Origin of the sequence: Mannheimia pernigra (assembly GCF_013377995.1) — a bacterium.
Classification (GTDB): domain Bacteria; phylum Pseudomonadota; class Gammaproteobacteria; order Enterobacterales; family Pasteurellaceae; genus Mannheimia; species Mannheimia pernigra.
In genome coordinates this window covers 1,402,915-1,419,453 of the sequence record NZ_CP055305.1, presented here as the reverse complement: position 1 = coordinate 1,419,453, position 16,539 = coordinate 1,402,915, and the positions used below count along the sequence as shown (strand labels likewise).

General features: G+C 39.5%; 14 protein-coding genes and 1 other RNA gene. 9 read left to right on the top strand and 6 right to left on the bottom strand.

The window, feature by feature from the left end:
• Positions 1–11: 11 nt before the first annotated feature.
• Positions 12–2,258: a DNA topoisomerase IV subunit A gene (parC, locus tag HV560_RS06865; RefSeq protein ID WP_176812487.1), complete on the bottom strand. Its 2,247-nt coding sequence runs from the start codon at positions 2,256–2,258 to the stop codon at positions 12–14.
• Between the two features lie 302 nt (positions 2,259–2,560).
• On the opposite strand from parC, the gene pnp reads away from it, so the two are divergent.
• The 4 genes from pnp to tadA all read left to right on the top strand — a co-directional run bounded on the left by pnp (position 2,561) and on the right by tadA (position 8,305).
• On the top strand, positions 2,561–4,711 hold the full coding sequence (gene pnp / locus HV560_RS06860; RefSeq protein WP_176812486.1) for a polyribonucleotide nucleotidyltransferase: 2,151 nt from the start codon (positions 2,561–2,563) through the stop codon (positions 4,709–4,711).
• Positions 4,712–4,788: 77 nt separating this feature from the next.
• The gene (gene nlpI / locus HV560_RS06855) at positions 4,789–5,706 is read left to right on the top strand and encodes a lipoprotein NlpI (protein WP_176812485.1); all 918 of its coding nucleotides are present in this window, start codon (positions 4,789–4,791) and stop codon (positions 5,704–5,706) included.
• Between the two features lie 190 nt (positions 5,707–5,896).
• Positions 5,897–7,702 carry a DEAD/DEAH box helicase gene (locus HV560_RS06850; RefSeq protein WP_176812484.1) on the top strand — a complete coding sequence of 602 codons (1,806 nt, stop codon included), beginning with the start codon at positions 5,897–5,899 and terminating at the stop codon, positions 7,700–7,702.
• 84 nt (positions 7,703–7,786) lie between these two features.
• Entirely contained in the window at positions 7,787–8,305 is a 519-nt protein-coding gene (tadA, locus tag HV560_RS06845) for a tRNA adenosine(34) deaminase TadA (RefSeq protein ID WP_176812483.1), read from the top strand.
• A 66-nt stretch (positions 8,306–8,371) separates the two neighbouring features.
• On the opposite strand, the gene bioB is transcribed toward tadA, so the two are convergent.
• Together bioB and pckA are read right to left on the bottom strand one after the other, a co-directional pair.
• Complete coding sequence (gene bioB, locus HV560_RS06840; RefSeq protein ID WP_176812482.1) at positions 8,372–9,379, bottom strand: biotin synthase BioB; 1,008 nt, start codon at positions 9,377–9,379, stop codon at positions 8,372–8,374.
• A gap of 81 nt (positions 9,380–9,460) precedes the next feature.
• Positions 9,461–11,068, bottom strand: coding sequence for a phosphoenolpyruvate carboxykinase (ATP) (gene pckA / locus HV560_RS06835; protein WP_420371374.1), 1,608 nt, complete (start codon positions 11,066–11,068; stop codon positions 9,461–9,463).
• A gap of 232 nt (positions 11,069–11,300) precedes the next feature.
• Here pckA and ftsB point away from each other — a divergent pair, with 232 nt between their 5' ends.
• The 5 genes from ftsB to gloB all read left to right on the top strand — a co-directional run bounded on the left by ftsB (position 11,301) and on the right by gloB (position 13,749).
• Positions 11,301–11,579, top strand: a complete 279-nt coding sequence (ftsB, locus tag HV560_RS06830) for a cell division protein FtsB (RefSeq protein ID WP_159629674.1) — start codon at positions 11,301–11,303, stop codon at positions 11,577–11,579.
• A gap of 11 nt (positions 11,580–11,590) precedes the next feature.
• The gene (gene ispD / locus HV560_RS06825) at positions 11,591–12,274 is read left to right on the top strand and encodes a 2-C-methyl-D-erythritol 4-phosphate cytidylyltransferase (protein WP_176812481.1); all 684 of its coding nucleotides are present in this window, start codon (positions 11,591–11,593) and stop codon (positions 12,272–12,274) included.
• 14 nt (positions 12,275–12,288) lie between these two features.
• Positions 12,289–12,765 carry a 2-C-methyl-D-erythritol 2,4-cyclodiphosphate synthase gene (ispF, locus tag HV560_RS06820; protein WP_159629670.1) on the top strand — a complete coding sequence of 159 codons (477 nt, stop codon included), beginning with the start codon at positions 12,289–12,291 and terminating at the stop codon, positions 12,763–12,765.
• 140 nt (positions 12,766–12,905) lie between these two features.
• Positions 12,906–13,003, top strand: an RNA gene (gene ffs, locus HV560_RS06815) — signal recognition particle sRNA small type.
• 38 nt (positions 13,004–13,041) lie between these two features.
• Positions 13,042–13,749, top strand: a complete 708-nt coding sequence (gene gloB / locus HV560_RS06810; RefSeq protein WP_176812480.1) for a hydroxyacylglutathione hydrolase — start codon at positions 13,042–13,044, stop codon at positions 13,747–13,749.
• A gap of 14 nt (positions 13,750–13,763) precedes the next feature.
• On the opposite strand, the gene phoR is transcribed toward gloB, so the two are convergent.
• The 3 genes from phoR to pstB all read right to left on the bottom strand — a co-directional run bounded on the left by phoR (position 13,764) and on the right by pstB (position 16,536).
• Positions 13,764–15,020 (bottom strand): phosphate regulon sensor histidine kinase PhoR, encoded by a 1,257-nt coding sequence (phoR, locus tag HV560_RS06805; RefSeq protein ID WP_176808331.1) that lies wholly within the window; start codon positions 15,018–15,020, stop codon positions 13,764–13,766.
• Positions 15,020–15,712, bottom strand: a complete 693-nt coding sequence (phoB, locus tag HV560_RS06800) for a phosphate regulon transcriptional regulator PhoB (RefSeq protein WP_176809885.1) — start codon at positions 15,710–15,712, stop codon at positions 15,020–15,022. Before phoB ends, phoR begins: the two co-directional genes overlap by 1 nt.
• 62 nt (positions 15,713–15,774) lie before the next feature.
• Positions 15,775–16,536, bottom strand: coding sequence for a phosphate ABC transporter ATP-binding protein PstB (pstB, locus tag HV560_RS06795; protein WP_176812479.1), 762 nt, complete (start codon positions 16,534–16,536; stop codon positions 15,775–15,777).
• Positions 16,537–16,539 lie beyond the last annotated feature (3 nt).

Sequence of the window (16,539 nt, the reverse complement as noted above, 5' to 3'; positions counted from 1 at the left end):
CTTTGTAGAAGCTACTCCACAACCTCCACCGTTGAGTTGGTGCTCAGTCCTCTCACTAGCTGCGAGCCTTTTCTTGCTCGTTCGCCGCGGTAGTTGTCGATGTCGCTCGGCTTCAACGTGATTTTGCGTTTGCCTGAAACAAAGACCAGGGAATTTGTCGGTTTGATTACCAATAATCGAGCTAAGTATTCATCACCTGATTTTGCAGCAGCTGCAGAAATATTAATGATTTTATTCCCCTTTCCTTTCGATAATTCAGGCAACTCGCTTACAGGGAACACCAACATTCTGCCCACATTGCTCATTGCCACGAGCGATAAATTGTCATCATTTTCCAACAACTGCGGCGGTAACACTTTTGCATTTTCTGTTAAAGAAATGACCGCTTTCCCAGCCTTGTTACGAGAAACTAAATCTTCAAATGAGCAGATAAAACCGTAGCCTGAATTCGATGCCATTAGCACTTTGTTGTCTGAATTTGCCATTAATACTTGTTGAACGCTTGCTCCTTCAGGTAAGGTAATTTTACCCGTTAGAGGTTCGCCTTGCGAGCGAGCAGACGGCAGTGAAGTTGGATCTAACGCATAAGCTCGTCCTGTGCTATCAAGGAACACCACTGGTTGATTGCTTCTGCCTCGTGCGTGGGCAAGATAGCTATCACCAGCACGGTAGCTTAATGCTTGTACATCAATATCGTGCCCTTTCGCACAACGTACCCAGCCTTTTTCAGACAGAATCACCGTAATATCTTCAGCTGGGGTTAAATCACTTTCTGCAATCGCTCTTGATTCTGCACGTTCAACCAATGGTGAACGACGTGGGCTGGCAAATGTTTTAGCGTCTGCTTGAATCTCTTTTTTGACTAAGCTATTTAAACGGCGTTCTGAGCCTAAAATTAACTGTAATTCATCACGCTCTTTTTCAAGTGCCAATTTTTCTGCTTGTAGTTGATGCTCTTCCAACTTCGCCAAATGACGTAAGCGTAAATTCAAAATCGCTTCGGCTTGAATATCGCTTAAGTTAAAGCGAGCCATTAATTCCGCTTTCGGCGCCTCTTCATTACGAATAATCTCAATCACTTCATCAATATTTAAAAAGGCAACCATCAAACCGTCTAAAATATGCAAGCGGTTTAAAATCTTGTCTAATTTGTAATTGAGTCGGCGAGTAACGGTGCTACGGCGAAAGGTCAGCCATTCAGTTAAAACCGTCAGCAGATTTTTTACCGCAGGTTTGCCATCTAAACCGATCATATTCATATTCACACGATAGCTTTTTTCCAGATCGGTAGTAGCAAATAAGTGATCCATCAACGCCTCAAAATCAATACGATTTGAGCGTGGCACAATCACAATCCGAATCGGGTTTTCGTGGTCAGATTCATCACGAATATCATCTACCATCGGCAATTTTTTATTACGCATTTGGCTGGCAATTTGTTCAATGATTTTTGATGGGGAAGCCTGATGTGGCAAAGCTGAAATCACAATTTCACCCTCTTCCTTTCTCCATATCGCTCGCATTTTGATCGAACCACGCCCGAGCTCGTACATTTTGGCGATTTCCGCTTTTGGCGTGATAATTTCTGCCTCGGTTGGGTAATCAGGGCCTTGCACTACGGTTAAAAGATCATCTAGAGTGGCTTTTGGATTATCTAATAACATCACGCTGGCATCAGCCAATTCGTTAATATTGTGCGGAGGAATATCGGTTGCCATACCTACCGCAATGCCCATTGTGCCATTAAGCAAAATGTGCGGTAAACGTGCAGGCAAATATTTTGGCTCTTCTAACGAGCCATCAAAATTAGGCTGATAATCCTCCATTCCCTGCCCTAATTCGCCTAATAAAATTTCAGCAAACTTAGAGAGTTTGGATTCAGTATAACGCATTGCTGCGAATGATTTTGGATCGTCTGGAGCTCCCCAGTTTCCTTGCCCATCAACAAGTGGGTAGCGATAAGAGAAAGGCTGAGCCATTAGCACCATCGCCTCATAACAAGCACTGTCGCCATGTGGATGGAATTTCCCCAATACATCACCCACCGTACGAGCCGACTTTTTATATTTTGCCGAAGCATTTAAGCCCAGCTCGGACATTGCATAAATAATACGTCGTTGTACGGGTTTTAGACCATCACCAATAAAAGGCAATGCTCTATCCATAATCACATACATTGAATAATTTAGGTAAGCGTCTTCAGTAAAACGCTTGATAGGCATTTGCTCAATGCCTTCGTAATTGATTTCTGCGGTCATTTCTAATTTTATTCTCTGGATAAATGGAGGCTATTTTCTACGATTTAACCATTTTAGTCTAGCTTGAAACACAAGCGGTCATCTTTGATGATTATTTTGCAAAAAACAATCAAGAAATAACCGCTTGCATAAGCAAAAAACAGGCGATTTTTTATGAAAACTTCTGTACAATAGGCAAGTTTTATTTTTCATATTGAGAGGCGGCTACCAAAAATTCTTTTCGTCTAAGAGTTTTTTTGTTAGTCGCAATTTAAAGAAATAAAACAAAAAATATAATAGTAATTCTTTAAAAGGAAAACAGAATGACTCCAATTGTTAAACAATTTAAATACGGCCAACATACCGTAACCTTAGAAACGGGTGCAATCGCACGCCAAGCAACCGCAGCCGTAATGGCAAGTATGGATGACACAACCGTTTTTGTCACTGTTGTGGCGAAAAAAGAGGTGAAAGAAGGTCAAGATTTCTTCCCATTAACCGTTGATTATCAAGAACGTACTTATGCAGCGGGCCGAATTCCAGGCGGTTTCTTCAAGCGTGAAGGGCGTCCATCTGAGGGTGAAACATTAACTGCTCGCCTAATCGATCGCCCTGTTCGCCCATTATTCCCTGAAGGTTTCTTTAACGAAATTCAAGTAATTGCCACGGTGGTCTCAGTAAACCCACAAATCAGCCCTGATTTAGTGGCAATGATCGGTGCATCAGCCGCATTATCTTTATCTGGCGTGCCATTTAATGGTCCTATCGGTGCAGCACGTGTTGGTTTCATTAACGATCAATTTGTATTAAACCCTACCACCAGCGAACAAAAACTTAGCCGTTTAGATTTGGTAGTTGCGGGCACAGATAAAGCTGTATTAATGGTGGAATCTGAAGCGGATATTCTAACCGAAGAGCAAATGCTTTCTGCGGTAGTGTTCGGTCATCAGCAACAACAAGTGGTGATTGAGAACATTAAAGCGTTCGTTGCGGAGGCTGGCAAACCACGCTGGGATTGGACTGCTCCAGCTCCAAATACCGATTTAATCAACAAAGTAAAAGCGTTAGCAGAAGGCCGCATTGGTGATGCTTATCGCATTACTGAAAAACAAGCTCGTTACGAGCAAATTGATGCAATTAAAGCAGATGTTATTGCTCAGATCACAACAGCAGATGAAACAATTTCAGAAAACGCAATTAACGACATTATCAATGAATTAGAAAGCCAAATCGTACGTAGCCGTATTATCGCAGGTGAACCGCGTATTGATGGTCGAACTGTAGATACTGTACGAGCGTTAGACATCTGTACAGGTGTATTACCAAGAACTCACGGCTCAGCATTGTTCACCCGTGGTGAAACTCAAGCATTGGCTGTAGCAACTTTAGGGACTGAACGTGATGCACAAACAATCGATGAGCTTACTGGCGAAAAATCAGATCGCTTTCTCTTCCACTACAATTTCCCTCCATACTCTGTAGGTGAAACTGGTCGTATCGGATCGCCAAAACGTCGAGAAATCGGTCATGGTCGCTTAGCGAAACGTGGCGTATTAGCGGTAATGCCAACAGCAGAAGAGTTTCCGTATGTTGTGCGAGTGGTCTCGGAAATTACTGAGTCGAATGGTTCTTCTTCAATGGCATCTGTGTGTGGTGCATCATTAGCATTAATGGATGCGGGCGTACCAATTAAAGCAGCTGTTGCAGGTATAGCAATGGGACTTGTAAAAGAAGAAGATAAATTTGTCGTACTTTCAGATATCTTAGGTGATGAAGACCACTTAGGTGATATGGACTTTAAAGTAGCAGGTACACGTACTGGTGTAACCGCACTTCAAATGGACATCAAAATCGAAGGTATTACGCCAGAAATTATGCGTATTGCATTAAACCAAGCAAAAGGTGCAAGAATGCACATTTTAGGAGTAATGGAACAAGCAATCCCTGCACCTAGAGAAGATATTTCTGACTATGCACCACGTATTCACACAATGAAGATCGATCCGAAGAAAATCAAAGATGTGATTGGTAAAGGCGGTGCAACAATCCGTGCCTTAACCGAAGAAACCAACACTTCAATCGATATTGATGATGATGGTACCGTGAAAATTGCAGCCACTGACGGTAACGCGGCGAAAGCAGTAATGGAACGCATCGAAGAGATCGTAGCAGAAGTTGAAGTAAACCAAATCTACAATGGTAAAGTCACCCGTGTGGTTGATTTTGGTGCATTCGTATCAATTCTTGGTGGTAAAGAGGGATTGGTTCACATTTCACAAATTACTAACGAACGTGTAGAGCGTGTTGCAGATTACCTACAAGTTGGTCAAGAAGTACAGGTGAAAGTGGTAGAAATCGATCGTCAAGGACGTATTCGCTTAACGATGAAAGATCTTAACAACACTAACTCAGAAAAAAATATGGAAGAAACTGTATCTGAAGATATTGTTACCACAGAGCAAGAAAATATCTAGCTCTACATATAAAGGTGAATAACAGACTTGTCTTGTCTGTTATTCAGTTTTTAGCGCCTTAATAAGGATATTCTGTAATGGCACAGCTGTTTAAGTTGTTTCGAATCCGCTTATTTTTACTTAATTTAGTATCTATTTTAATACTAACTGGCTGTGCTAGTCGTTACTCAGATTTAGTTTCGATTAAAAATTTAGCATTATCAGAACTTAATCCACAATTTCGTTTTGAACAAGAGGCGATGATGGTAAGGCTTAGTCAGGTATTGGAAGAAGCCAAATTAACGCCCTCTGAACAAGCAGACCTTTATTTTGAAAGAGGTGTGATTTATGACAGCTTGGGATTATGGTCATTAGCCCGTTATGATTTTGCTCAAGCTATCTCAATTAATCAACGAATGGCAGCAGCTTATAACTATATGGGATTATATCTGCTTTTAGAAGGCGATTATGACAGCTCTATTGATGCATTTAATGCGGTATTAGAGTTAGATAACGAATATAGTTATACTTATCTAAATCGTGGGTTAGCATTCTACTATAGCAGCCGCTATTCTGAAGCTCAGCGTGACTTACTACGTTTTTATGAAGAAGATAAAAAAGATCCTTATCGGGTGTTATGGCTCTATTTTAACGAGTTAGAATTGACTCCAGAAGACGCTAAAAATAATTTACAAAAGAGAGCTAATGCCCTTTCTCCAGATTATTGGGGAACAAATATTGTAAATTATTTTTTAGGTAAGCTAAATTTAACTCAACTTCGTGCTATAATGGATTCCGAAGCTAAGGAAAATAGCTCACAATATGCAGAAATACTAACAGAAACGTATTTCTATTTAGCAAAACAACAACTCAAATTAGATCATAAAGATGAGGCAGTTAGCCTCTTCCGCCTTGCTTTAGCAAATCAAGTGTTTAACTTCGTTGAGTATCGTTTTGCCCTGTTTGAACTATCACAAATTCGTGGTATGACTCAAACAACGCCCATTGTTGAATAGGGAAAATTAGAACAGACAAGCGGTTAATTTTATAAAATTAACTGCTACGTATACTCAGGGGATTTTTAAGGCACCACTTGCTTTGTTATTTCATTTTCTACCTAGATTTCAACAATATAATTTTCATTGAATGCAAATACAGAAATTAATCTTATTTTCTGTATTATGCTTTCCTAAATAATGGTTTTTTATGACAACTGAATCTTTAACTTTCGCCGACTTAGGCTTACCTCAACCTATTCTTGATGCTGTAAATGATATGGGATTTATAAACCCATCGCCTATTCAACAAGAATGTATTCCTCATTTATTAGCTGGGCGTGATGTGCTTGGTATGGCTCAAACAGGTAGTGGAAAAACAGCTGCCTTCTCTTTACCTTTACTTGCACAAATAGACCCAACTCAACGCCATCCACAAATGCTAGTAATGGCCCCAACCCGTGAGCTTGCGATCCAAGTTGCTGATGCTTGTGAACAATTTTCTAAAAATATGAAAGGTGTTCGTATTGTAACTGTCTATGGTGGACAACGCTATGACATTCAACTTCGTGCCTTAAAACAAGGCTCACAAGTCGTTGTGGGTACACCAGGTCGTATTCTTGACCATATCCGTCGTGGTACTTTAGATTTATCTGAATTAAAATTTATCGTGTTAGATGAAGCTGATGAAATGCTTCGTATGGGCTTTATTGACGATGTTGAAACTGTTATGGCTGAGCTACCAGAAAATCATCAAACTGCATTATTCTCTGCAACAATGCCTGAGCCAATTCGCCGTATTACTCGTCGCTTTATGAATGATCCACAAGAAGTAAAAATTAAGGCTACAGAACGCTCTGCACCAGATATTGAGCAAAGCTATTGGTTAGTAAACGGCTTCCGTAAAAATGATGCGTTATTACGCTTTTTAGAGGTAGAAGAGTTTGATGCCGCTATCATCTTTACTCGCACCAAAACAGGTACAATTGATATTACAGAACTATGTGAACGTAATGGCTATCGTACCGCTGCATTAAATGGTGATATGACCCAACAAGCTCGTGAACAAACATTAGAAAAACTTCGTTCAGGTCGCTTAGATATTTTAGTCGCAACAGATGTTGCAGCTCGTGGTATTGATATTGAGCGTATCAGCCTTGTCATAAACTATGATATTCCGCTTGAAGAAGAGTCTTATGTTCACCGTATTGGTCGTACTGGCCGTGCGGGCCGCTCAGGTCGTGCATTATTATTTGTTGAGCCTCGCGAACGCCGCTTACTACGCAATATTGAACATTTAATCAAAAAACCAATTAATGAAGTACCGATCCCAAATCACGAAACATTAATGGAAAAACGTCGTGAGAAATTCAAAGCTCGAATTTCTAAACAGCTAGAACACCACGATTTAGAAAAATACCGTGAATTACTAGAAGACTTATTCACAGCAGATCAAGATCACGAAGAATTAGCAGCTGCAATGATGATGTTATTGCAAGAAAAACAAAAATTAATCCTTCCTCCTGATCCTGTTATTCGTGCCGCTCGTTCAGAAAATGGGCGTGGGCGTGATCGCAATGACAGAAATGAGCGTAGAAATGGCCGTGAAGAACGTCAAGGCACAAATGTTGCGATGGATTTATATCGTATTGAGCTTGGTCGTGAAGATGGCGTAGAAGTACGTCATATTGTTGGTGCGATTGCAAATGAAGGGGATATCAGTAGTCGTTATATTGGTCATATCAAATTATACGACACCTACTCTACCATTGAATTACCACAAGGTATGCCAAACCAGTTAGTACAACACTTTACACATAAAGCCAGAGTGTTAAGTAAACCTATGCAAATGAGCCTGTTAGGGCCCGCGAACAGTGCAAGTAATAGCAATCCTGACCGACGTAGCAGAGATGATCGCCGTGAGCGAGGTCCTCGCCGTGATAGTGGCTTTAATAAGGATAGAAAAGGCGGCTTTAAAGAAAAACGTTTTAACGAAAAACGGGCTCGCCGTGACTAATTAGATAATGCCCCAATATGGGGCATTTTTTAATTTAAATAATGCGATTTACAAGCGGTTCTTTTTTTATATTTTTTTGCAAATATGTTTATAAAACCTAATCAAATATCCTGCTCAACGGATATTTCCGAACAGGATATCGCCTTTATGCAATATGCTTTAGATTTGGCAGATTTAGCCGAAACAAAAGGCGAAATTCCCGTTGGGGCAGTTTTAGTGGATAAAAATCAAAATATTATTGGCAAAGGCTGGAATCAAACCATCCAACTTTCAGATCCTTCTGCCCACGCTGAAATGCAAGCTATTCGCCAAGCAGGGCAAGCCATTCACAATTATCGCTTATTAGATTGCACGCTATATGTTACGCTTGAGCCTTGTCCTATGTGTGCTGGGGCTATTTTGCATAGCCGAATTGGGCGATTAGTTTTTGGTGCCAGTGATTATAAAACAGGTGCTGTAGGTTCACGTTATCACCTGTTTGAAGATTATAAAATGAACCATTTTTTAGACGTGCAGGGTAATGTGCTCGGTAAAGAATGTAGCCAAAAGATCAGTGATTTTTTTAAGCAAAGACGTTTACAGAAAAAGGCGCTTCACAAATGAAAGCCCCCTTCTATACAAGATGTATTTTGCAAAAAATGATGAATAATTGACCGCTTGTAAGATAAGTTAATCATTACGCTCATACTGTAACGGATATAAATTTAACTTCTCCATTAATTTACGATCAGAATCTTCCTCAGGATTTTCTGTGGTGAGCAATTTATCGCCATAAAAAATAGAATTAGCTCCCGCCATAAAGCAAAGGGCCTGCATTGCCTCAGGCATTGCCGTTCGACCCGCTGAAAGTCGGACAAAACTATGTGGCATAGTAATTCTTGCCACGGCAATTGTGCGAACAAATTCTGTCCAATCTAAATCTTGTGCATCAGAAAGTGGAGTTCCTTCTACTTTGATAAGTTGGTTAATCGGCACGCTTTCTGGTTGTGGTTCAAGATTAGCAAGACTGGCTATCAGCCCTGCTCGTTCTGGTCGGGTTTCATTCATACCAACAATCCCCCCACAACATACTTTTAAGCCTGCATTACGTACTTTACCTAAGGTATCCATACGATCTTCGTGATTGCGTGTGTGAATAATTTGATTATAACGTTCAGGATCGGTATCTAAATTATGGTTATAATAATCTAAACCTGCTTCTTTTAATTCTTCCGCCATTCCGTCTTCCAGCATCCCAAAAGTACCGCAGGTTTCTAAACCCAATGATTTTACAGCATTTACAATTTCAGACACCACTTTAATATCTTTTGGTTTTGGTCCTCGCCAAGCAGCTCCCATACAAAAACGGCTTGCTCCCCTTTCTTTCGCAATTTTGGCTTTTTCAATAATAGTTTCAATATCCAACATAGTTTGCTTTTCTAAGCCAGTATTATAGCGAGCAGATTGTGGGCAATATTCACAATCTTCTGGACAACCACCTGTTTTAATTGAAAGCAAAGTAGAAAGTTGGATTGCATTAGCATCAAAATTTTCACGATGGATTTGTGCTGCTTTAAATACTAAATCCATAAACGGCATATCAAATAGCTCTTCCACTTGGCATTTTCGCCAATACTGCGTTGTTGGGTGTGGCGTCAGTTCATCTTTGGATTTTAACCTTAATTGGAAGGTTGTCATACTAAAATACTCCTTTATAAAAAAAGACTAAACCTTTAAAAAGATTTAGTCCTTGAGTTTCTAATTACTGTTAATTACAAATTATAATTTTGGACCTGCTACAATTAATGCTTTGCCTTCTTCATTAGTTGCATATTTTTCGAAGTTTTTGACAAATTTTTCTGCTAAATCCTCCGCTTTGGTCTGCCATTGTAACTTATCTTCATAAGTATTGCGAGGGTCTAAAATATTGCTATCAACGCCTGACAACGCTGTTGGAATGGCTAAATCAAAAATTGGCAATTTCCCCATTTCTGCCTTTTCAATTGAACCATCTAAAATCGCATCAATAATACCGCGAGTATCCTTAATTGAAATGCGTTTACCCGAGCCATTCCAACCTGTATTGACTAAATACGCTTCAGCACCAGCTGCTTCCATTCGTTTTACCAACACTTCAGCATATTGTGTTGGATGAAGCGATAAGAATGCTGCACCAAAACACGCTGAGAATGTTGGGGTTGGCTCAGTAATACCACGCTCTGTACCGGCTAATTTTGCAGTGAAACCAGATAAAAAGTAGTATTTTGTTTGCTCTGGCGTGAGTTTAGATACAGGTGGTAACACCCCAAATGCATCAGCGGTTAAGAAAATCACTTTTTGGGCGTGCCCTGCCTTTGACGGCACAACAATATTATCAATATGATAAATTGGATAACTTACACGCGTATTTTCTGTTTTCGATTTATCATCAAAATCAATTACGCCATCTTCACGCACAACCACATTTTCTAGTAACGCATCACGGCGAATTGCACGATAAATATCTGGCTCATTTTCGATAGACAGATTGATAGTTTTCGCATAACAACCGCCTTCGTAATTGAATACGCCGTTTTCGTCCCAACCGTGCTCATCATCACCAATTAATTTACGTTTTGGGTCTGTTGATAATGTTGTTTTACCTGTACCAGATAAACCGAAAAATATTGCCACATCGCCCTCTTCACCAACATTTGCCGAACAGTGCATTGAAGCAACACCTTTACGTGGTAAGAAGTAATTCATCATTGAGAACATACCTTTTTTCATCTCACCACCGTACCAAGTACCACCAATAATTTGGATACCTTCTGTGATATTAAACGCCACAAAGTTTTCCGAATTTAAGCCTTGTGTTTTCCAATTCGGATTGGTCACTTTAGAGCCATTGATGACAACAAAATCAGGCTTAAAATCTTTTAATTCTTCTTCCGTTGGACGAATAAACATATTTTTCACAAAGTGTGCCTGCCACGCTACTTGTGTAATAATGCGTACATTAATACGATGTTTAGTGCTTGCCCCACAAAACGCATCAATAATAAATAAGCGTTTGTTAGAAAGCTCATCGGTCACTAAACTTTTTAAACTTTGCCACGTTGATTGATTCATTGGCTTATTGTCATTTTTAGCCGCCTCAGATGTCCACCAAATAGTATCTTTTGTGATTTCATCTAACACAATATATTTATCTTTCGGCGAACGCCCAGTAAAAATACCAGTATCAACCGCTACCGCCCCTAAATTTGTTAAAACACCTTTTTCATAACCTTGAAGATTTGAGTTCAATTCTTCTTGAAATAGTTGCTCATAGCTAGGATTACGCACAATTTCTTTCACGTTTGTAATGCCTAAGTCTGCAAGTTCTTGTTCAATACGATTTAACATAGTAATTACCTCATAATAGTTATAAAAATTTAACTCAGCCTATTATACCGAAATGAAATAGAAAAAATGTTACATACTTCAAACTTTTGAAAATTGCTCAAACGTTTTTTTGCGTTATATCAACATTTACTATTAACTTAAGCATATTCAAAACAAGCGTTTGGTTGGACTTTTTGCAAATTCAAGGTAAAATCAGACCGCTTGTATTTATAGTTTAAACAAAGAGAACTAAATGCGTTTATTGATTATTTTTTTTGCCCTTCTACTCGTTTTTTTCCAATATAGCTTTTGGTTTGGCAAAAACGGCTGGACGGATTATCAAGATGTTCAAGCAGAAGTCGCACAATTAAAAGAAGAAAATGCTAAATTGACCGCTCGGAATAAACTCATTGAAGCAGAAATTTACGATCTAAAAAATGGTGTAGATGCACTTGAAGAACGTGCCAGACTTGAGCGTGAAATGGTAAAAGAGAATGAAATGTTCTACCGCATTGTACCAAAAGTAAAATAAATAATAGGTTTATGATGAGAGAAATTATTGCTGTTATTCCAGCCTCTGGCATTGGTAGCCGAATGCAGGCAGACAAACCTAAACAATATTTAACATTAAAAGGGAAAACCGTATTAGAGCATACGGTTTCGCTTTTTATTGATCATCCACAAATTCACAAAGTGATTGTAGCGGTGGCAAAAGATGATCCTTTCTATGCCAACATTGCCCTGCTGAAATCAGATAAAGTACAAATCGTCTTTGGGGGCGAAACCCGAGCAAACTCCGTATTCAATGCCCTCTGCCAGATTGAAAATGAAACCGCGTGGGCATTAGTTCACGATGCCGCACGCCCTTGTCTCAAGCGGTCAGATTTAGACAAAATTTTGCAAATTGAAGATCAACAAGGCGGCATTCTAGCCACCCCAGTGGTAGATACGATCAAAAGAGCTCACAGCACGCAGATTCTATACACGGAAGATAGAACAACCCTTTGGCAAGCTTTCACACCGCAATTTTTTCCCGCAGATCGCTTAAAGAAAGCGCTGCAATCCGCCTTTGAAAAAGGACAAAATGTCACAGACGAAGCCTCTGCAATGGAACTTTCTGGTTATTCACCACAGCTGGTTTCTGGCAGAAGCGATAATTTGAAAATTACCCGCCCTGAAGATTTAGCCTTGGCGGAATTTTATCTCACACATAGCCCTAGTTTATAAATTTGGAGAATAAGATGATTCGAATCGGACACGGTTTTGATGTTCACGCTTTCGGTGAAGACCGCCCACTCATAATTGCAGGCGTTGAAGTGCCTTACCATACAGGCTTTATCGCCCACAGTGATGGCGATGTTGCTCTACACGCCTTAACGGATGCGTTACTCGGTGCAGTCGCCTTAGGCGATATTGGCAAACTCTTTCCAGATACCGATATGCAATATAAAAATGCGGACAGTCGAGGTTTGTTGATTGAAGCCTATCGTCAAGTACAAGAACAAGGCTACAAGGTGGGAAATGTGGATGTAACCATTATCGCCCAAGCACCGAAAATGCGACCGCACATTGATAAAATGCGTCAAGTGATTGCCGATGATTTGAAATGCGATATTGCACAAGTGAATGTGAAAGCGACGACAACTGAAAAATTAGGCTTTACTGGGCGTGGCGAGGGAATCGCCTGCGAAGCGGTGGCATTGTTATTAAAAGCATAACTGATGATAAGCGGTCATATTTTTGCAAAAATTGACAAATTTCAACCAGAAAATAACCGCTTGTAAAATTCTACCTTGTCTTATTTTTAAATTTATCTATAATAGCAAGCCTTACGCAATCAGCGTAATCCGATGGGGCGTTATTGGTTCCTCGCAACGGTGTTCAGCTTACTTGATCAGGTTCGGAAGAAAGCAGTCTGGGTTGAAATTTCTGTGTGCCGAGAGCTGCTGGTAACGCCCCACCCTTTTATCTAAACTCCCTATCAGGAGAAAGCCATGCTCCAGATCACTCCTATTCCGGCATTAAGCGATAACTACATTTGGGCAATTCGTAAAGAGCAAAATGTGATTATTGTTGATCCATCAGAACATCAGCCTGTTTTAGATTTTATTGCAAATAATTCGCTAAATTTGACCGCTATATTACTCACGCATAATCATAATGATCACACCGATGGTGTAGCAGGCATTGTTGAGAAATACCCGAATATACCTATTTATGGCCCGCAAGAAGCCACCGAATTTGCCAATATGATTGTTTCGCCAGAGCAACATATAAAATTGTTTGGTTATGAGGTGCAAATTATAGAGAGTGCGGGACATACCGCAGGGCATATTAGCTATTTATTTGGATATGATTATCTATTTTGTGGCGATGCGTTATTCTCTGGCGGCTGCGGACGTGTTTTCACGGGCGATTATCAAGCACAATTTGATGCATTACAACGCTTTAAAAATCTGCCTGACTCGGTTAAAGCCTATCCAGCCCACGAATATACTAAGAGCAATTTAAAATTTGCCGAAGCTGTGTTACCCACAAGTTGCACTCTCGCAGAATATCAAGAACAAGTTGATATTCTACGTTCTCAAAATAAGCCCACTCTACCTACTACCATTAGGCTTGAAATGCAAGTTAATCCGTTTATGCAAGCGGTCGATTTACAAGAATTTATTGCGCTTCGGAAGAAAAAAGATAATTTCTAACCATTATGGGAGCATTATGCGGATTTCAGTACAAAAGAAAAACGGCTCCCCTCGCCTTCTTTGCTGATAATGTTGAGTGTTGAGCCGTGTTGCTCTAATGCGTGCTTCACTATTGCCAGCCCTAAACCACTGCCGCCAGTCTTTTTACTTCGGGATTCGTCAACTCGATAAAAACGTTCGGTTAAATGTGGCAAGTGGATTTCAGGAATGCCGATTCCATCGTCCTTTACTTCAAATTTCATACCTTGCTCGCAAGGTTTCCAGCTGATTTCAATATGGCAAGCCTGCCCAGCATGTTTAATTGAATTATAAATTAAATTAGACACTACACTATGTAGCTGGTGCTCATTACCGAATATTTCTACATTTCGCTGAATATCAAAGCTGATTTGATGTGAATATGTATTTAAAATTTCTGCATCTTTTTTAAGTGAAAGAATCATTGCAGACATATCAAACAGTTGGTGATCTTTATTTGATGAAGTTTCAATCTTTGCCAGCATATTTAGCTGCTGTAATAAATTCGTCATTCTCAAGCTCTGCTCTTGCATCGCTTTTATCGCTTTTTCTTGTAGCAAACTTTGTATAGGTTGATCAGCTAATATTTCTAAATAGCCTTGTAAAACCGTGAGTGGCGTTCTTAATTCGTGGTTAATATTACTTAAAAATGTTTGTCTGGAACCTAGCAACTTTATCATTTCTGTAATATCACGCCCGATAATCAGCAAGGTTTCTGGGTCATATTGATGAATGTGAATTTCAATATAACGTTCGTTATACGTTAATAACACAAGCGGTCGGCTTTTTTTAGGTTGGGCAAAATAGTGCTTAAATTGTTTGTAAAAAATCACATTAAGAATATTTTTTTGCGTTTTTTTATGCCAATAGAAATCAAACATTTTTTGAGCGGCTTGATTACACCAAACAAGTTCGCCATCTGCTTGTGAAACCATAATCGCATCAGGTAAATATTGGATATTTTTATTTAATTTAGACAGCAGGCGTAAATTCTCAAATTTCTCTTTCTTATTTTTATTCCGATAATAAGCAATGGTTTGAGAAAAATTTTCTAAATTAATCAGCTCTAGCTCTTTCTTACTTTTCGGATTGAGGGTTTGAAGTAAGCGGTGTTCCGTGATGTGATGCCATATCAATAAGCCCACAAAAATAACAATCAACCAAGTGCTGATATCCAAGCCAAATAAGCTAAAAATAAAAGCGATGGTAATCGCTAAAATCAGTTCTGCTAACAAGTTAAGTAGTTTTTTCATCACTCACCTTGAATATGTTGAGAAAAACGATAGCCACTTCCTCTTACTGTTTGCACATAGCTATCACATTGGCAAGCCTCAAGGCTACGGCGTAAGCGGCGGATATAACTATCAACCGTTCTGTCTTCTACATCTAAATCATCGCCCCAAATTCGATTTAATAACTGTTCGCGGGAGTACACTTTTTCTGGGTGTGCCATAAAAAAATGGAGTAATTTGAATTCAGTATAACTTAAATGGATTTGTTCCGATTGATAAAAAACTCGCTGGGCATTTTCATCTAACGTTAAATCACCTATTTGAATAATTTGCACGGTTTGCTCGTAAATTCTTCGCCACACAGCTTCAATCCGAGCCAATAACACTTTGGGAGAGAAAGGTTTGATAACATAATCATCTGCTCCAGCGTTTAAGCAGGTAATACAATCTTCTTCTGCACTACGAGCCGTGAGCATAATCACAGGAATTTGGGCTATGTCTTCGTGCTTTTTCATATATTCAATGAGTTGCACGCCTGAACGCCCTGGTAACATCCAATCTAGTAAAACTAATTGTGGTTTTTCAGCCAGTTTTTTTACTGCACTTTGATAATCTTCCGCTTCAATCACATCATATTGATGTTGCATTAGAAAAAGAGTGATCATCTCACGAATGCCTCGTTCATCCTCTACCACTAAAATGCTTCTGCTCATTATCCATACTCCAATAGAAGAAATGCAGTGAAATTGTATTAACACTGCATTAATTGAATTAACTAGCCCATTTTGCCCTGAATATAATCTGCCGTACGTGAAATTTTGGGTTGGCTAAAAATTTGTGTCGTTTCGCCAAATTCCACTAGCTCGCCCAAGTACATAAATGCGGTGTAATCGGAACAACGTGCAGCTTGTTGCATATTGTGCGTTACCATTGCCACAGTATAATCTTGCTTGAGTTCAGTAATCAAGACTTCAATCTTCATTGTAGAAATGGGGTCTAGTGCCGAACAGGGCTCGTCTAACAATAAAACATCAGGTTTGATAGCAATCGCTCTGGCAATACATAAACGTTGCTGTTGTCCACCCGATAGACTATCGCCACTTTGGTGTAACTTATTTTTTACTTCATTCCATAAAGCGGCTTTGGTTAGAGCCCATTCTACTCGCTCATTCATCTCTTGCTTTGATAATTTCTCAAATAAACGAATGCCAAAGGCGATGTTGTCATAAATTGACATAGGAAATGGCGTTGGTTTTTGGAATACCATCCCCACTTTTGCACGAATAATCGAAATATCTGTCTCGGTGGTTAATAGATTTTCGCCATCTAAATTGATCTCGCCTTCCGCTCTTTGATTTGGGTAAAGCTCAAACATACGGTTAAAAGTTCTCAATAAGGTGGATTTACCACAACCAGAAGGCCCAATAAATGCGGTTACTTTGTTTTTTGCAATATTTAAGTTGATATTTTTTAAAGCGTGGAAATCGCCATAATAAAAATTAAGATTTTGTACTGAAATTTTTGGTTCTATGTTCATTTC

Coding starts and splice junctions, on each gene's coding strand:
- parC (WP_176812487.1), bottom strand. CDS start 2,258: ATGACCGCAGAAATCAATTACGAAGGCATTGAGCAAATGCCTATCAAG.
- pnp (WP_176812486.1), top strand. CDS start 2,561: ATGACTCCAATTGTTAAACAATTTAAATACGGCCAACATACCGTAACC.
- nlpI (WP_176812485.1), top strand. CDS start 4,789: ATGGCACAGCTGTTTAAGTTGTTTCGAATCCGCTTATTTTTACTTAAT.
- HV560_RS06850 (WP_176812484.1), top strand. CDS start 5,897: ATGACAACTGAATCTTTAACTTTCGCCGACTTAGGCTTACCTCAACCT.
- tadA (WP_176812483.1), top strand. CDS start 7,787: ATGTTTATAAAACCTAATCAAATATCCTGCTCAACGGATATTTCCGAA.
- bioB (WP_176812482.1), bottom strand. CDS start 9,379: ATGACAACCTTCCAATTAAGGTTAAAATCCAAAGATGAACTGACGCCA.
- pckA (WP_420371374.1), bottom strand. CDS start 11,068: ATGTTAAATCGTATTGAACAAGAACTTGCAGACTTAGGCATTACAAAC.
- ftsB (WP_159629674.1), top strand. CDS start 11,301: ATGCGTTTATTGATTATTTTTTTTGCCCTTCTACTCGTTTTTTTCCAA.
- ispD (WP_176812481.1), top strand. CDS start 11,591: ATGATGAGAGAAATTATTGCTGTTATTCCAGCCTCTGGCATTGGTAGC.
- ispF (WP_159629670.1), top strand. CDS start 12,289: ATGATTCGAATCGGACACGGTTTTGATGTTCACGCTTTCGGTGAAGAC.
- gloB (WP_176812480.1), top strand. CDS start 13,042: ATGCTCCAGATCACTCCTATTCCGGCATTAAGCGATAACTACATTTGG.
- phoR (WP_176808331.1), bottom strand. CDS start 15,020: ATGAAAAAACTACTTAACTTGTTAGCAGAACTGATTTTAGCGATTACC.
- phoB (WP_176809885.1), bottom strand. CDS start 15,712: ATGAGCAGAAGCATTTTAGTGGTAGAGGATGAACGAGGCATTCGTGAG.
- pstB (WP_176812479.1), bottom strand. CDS start 16,536: ATGAACATAGAACCAAAAATTTCAGTACAAAATCTTAATTTTTATTAT.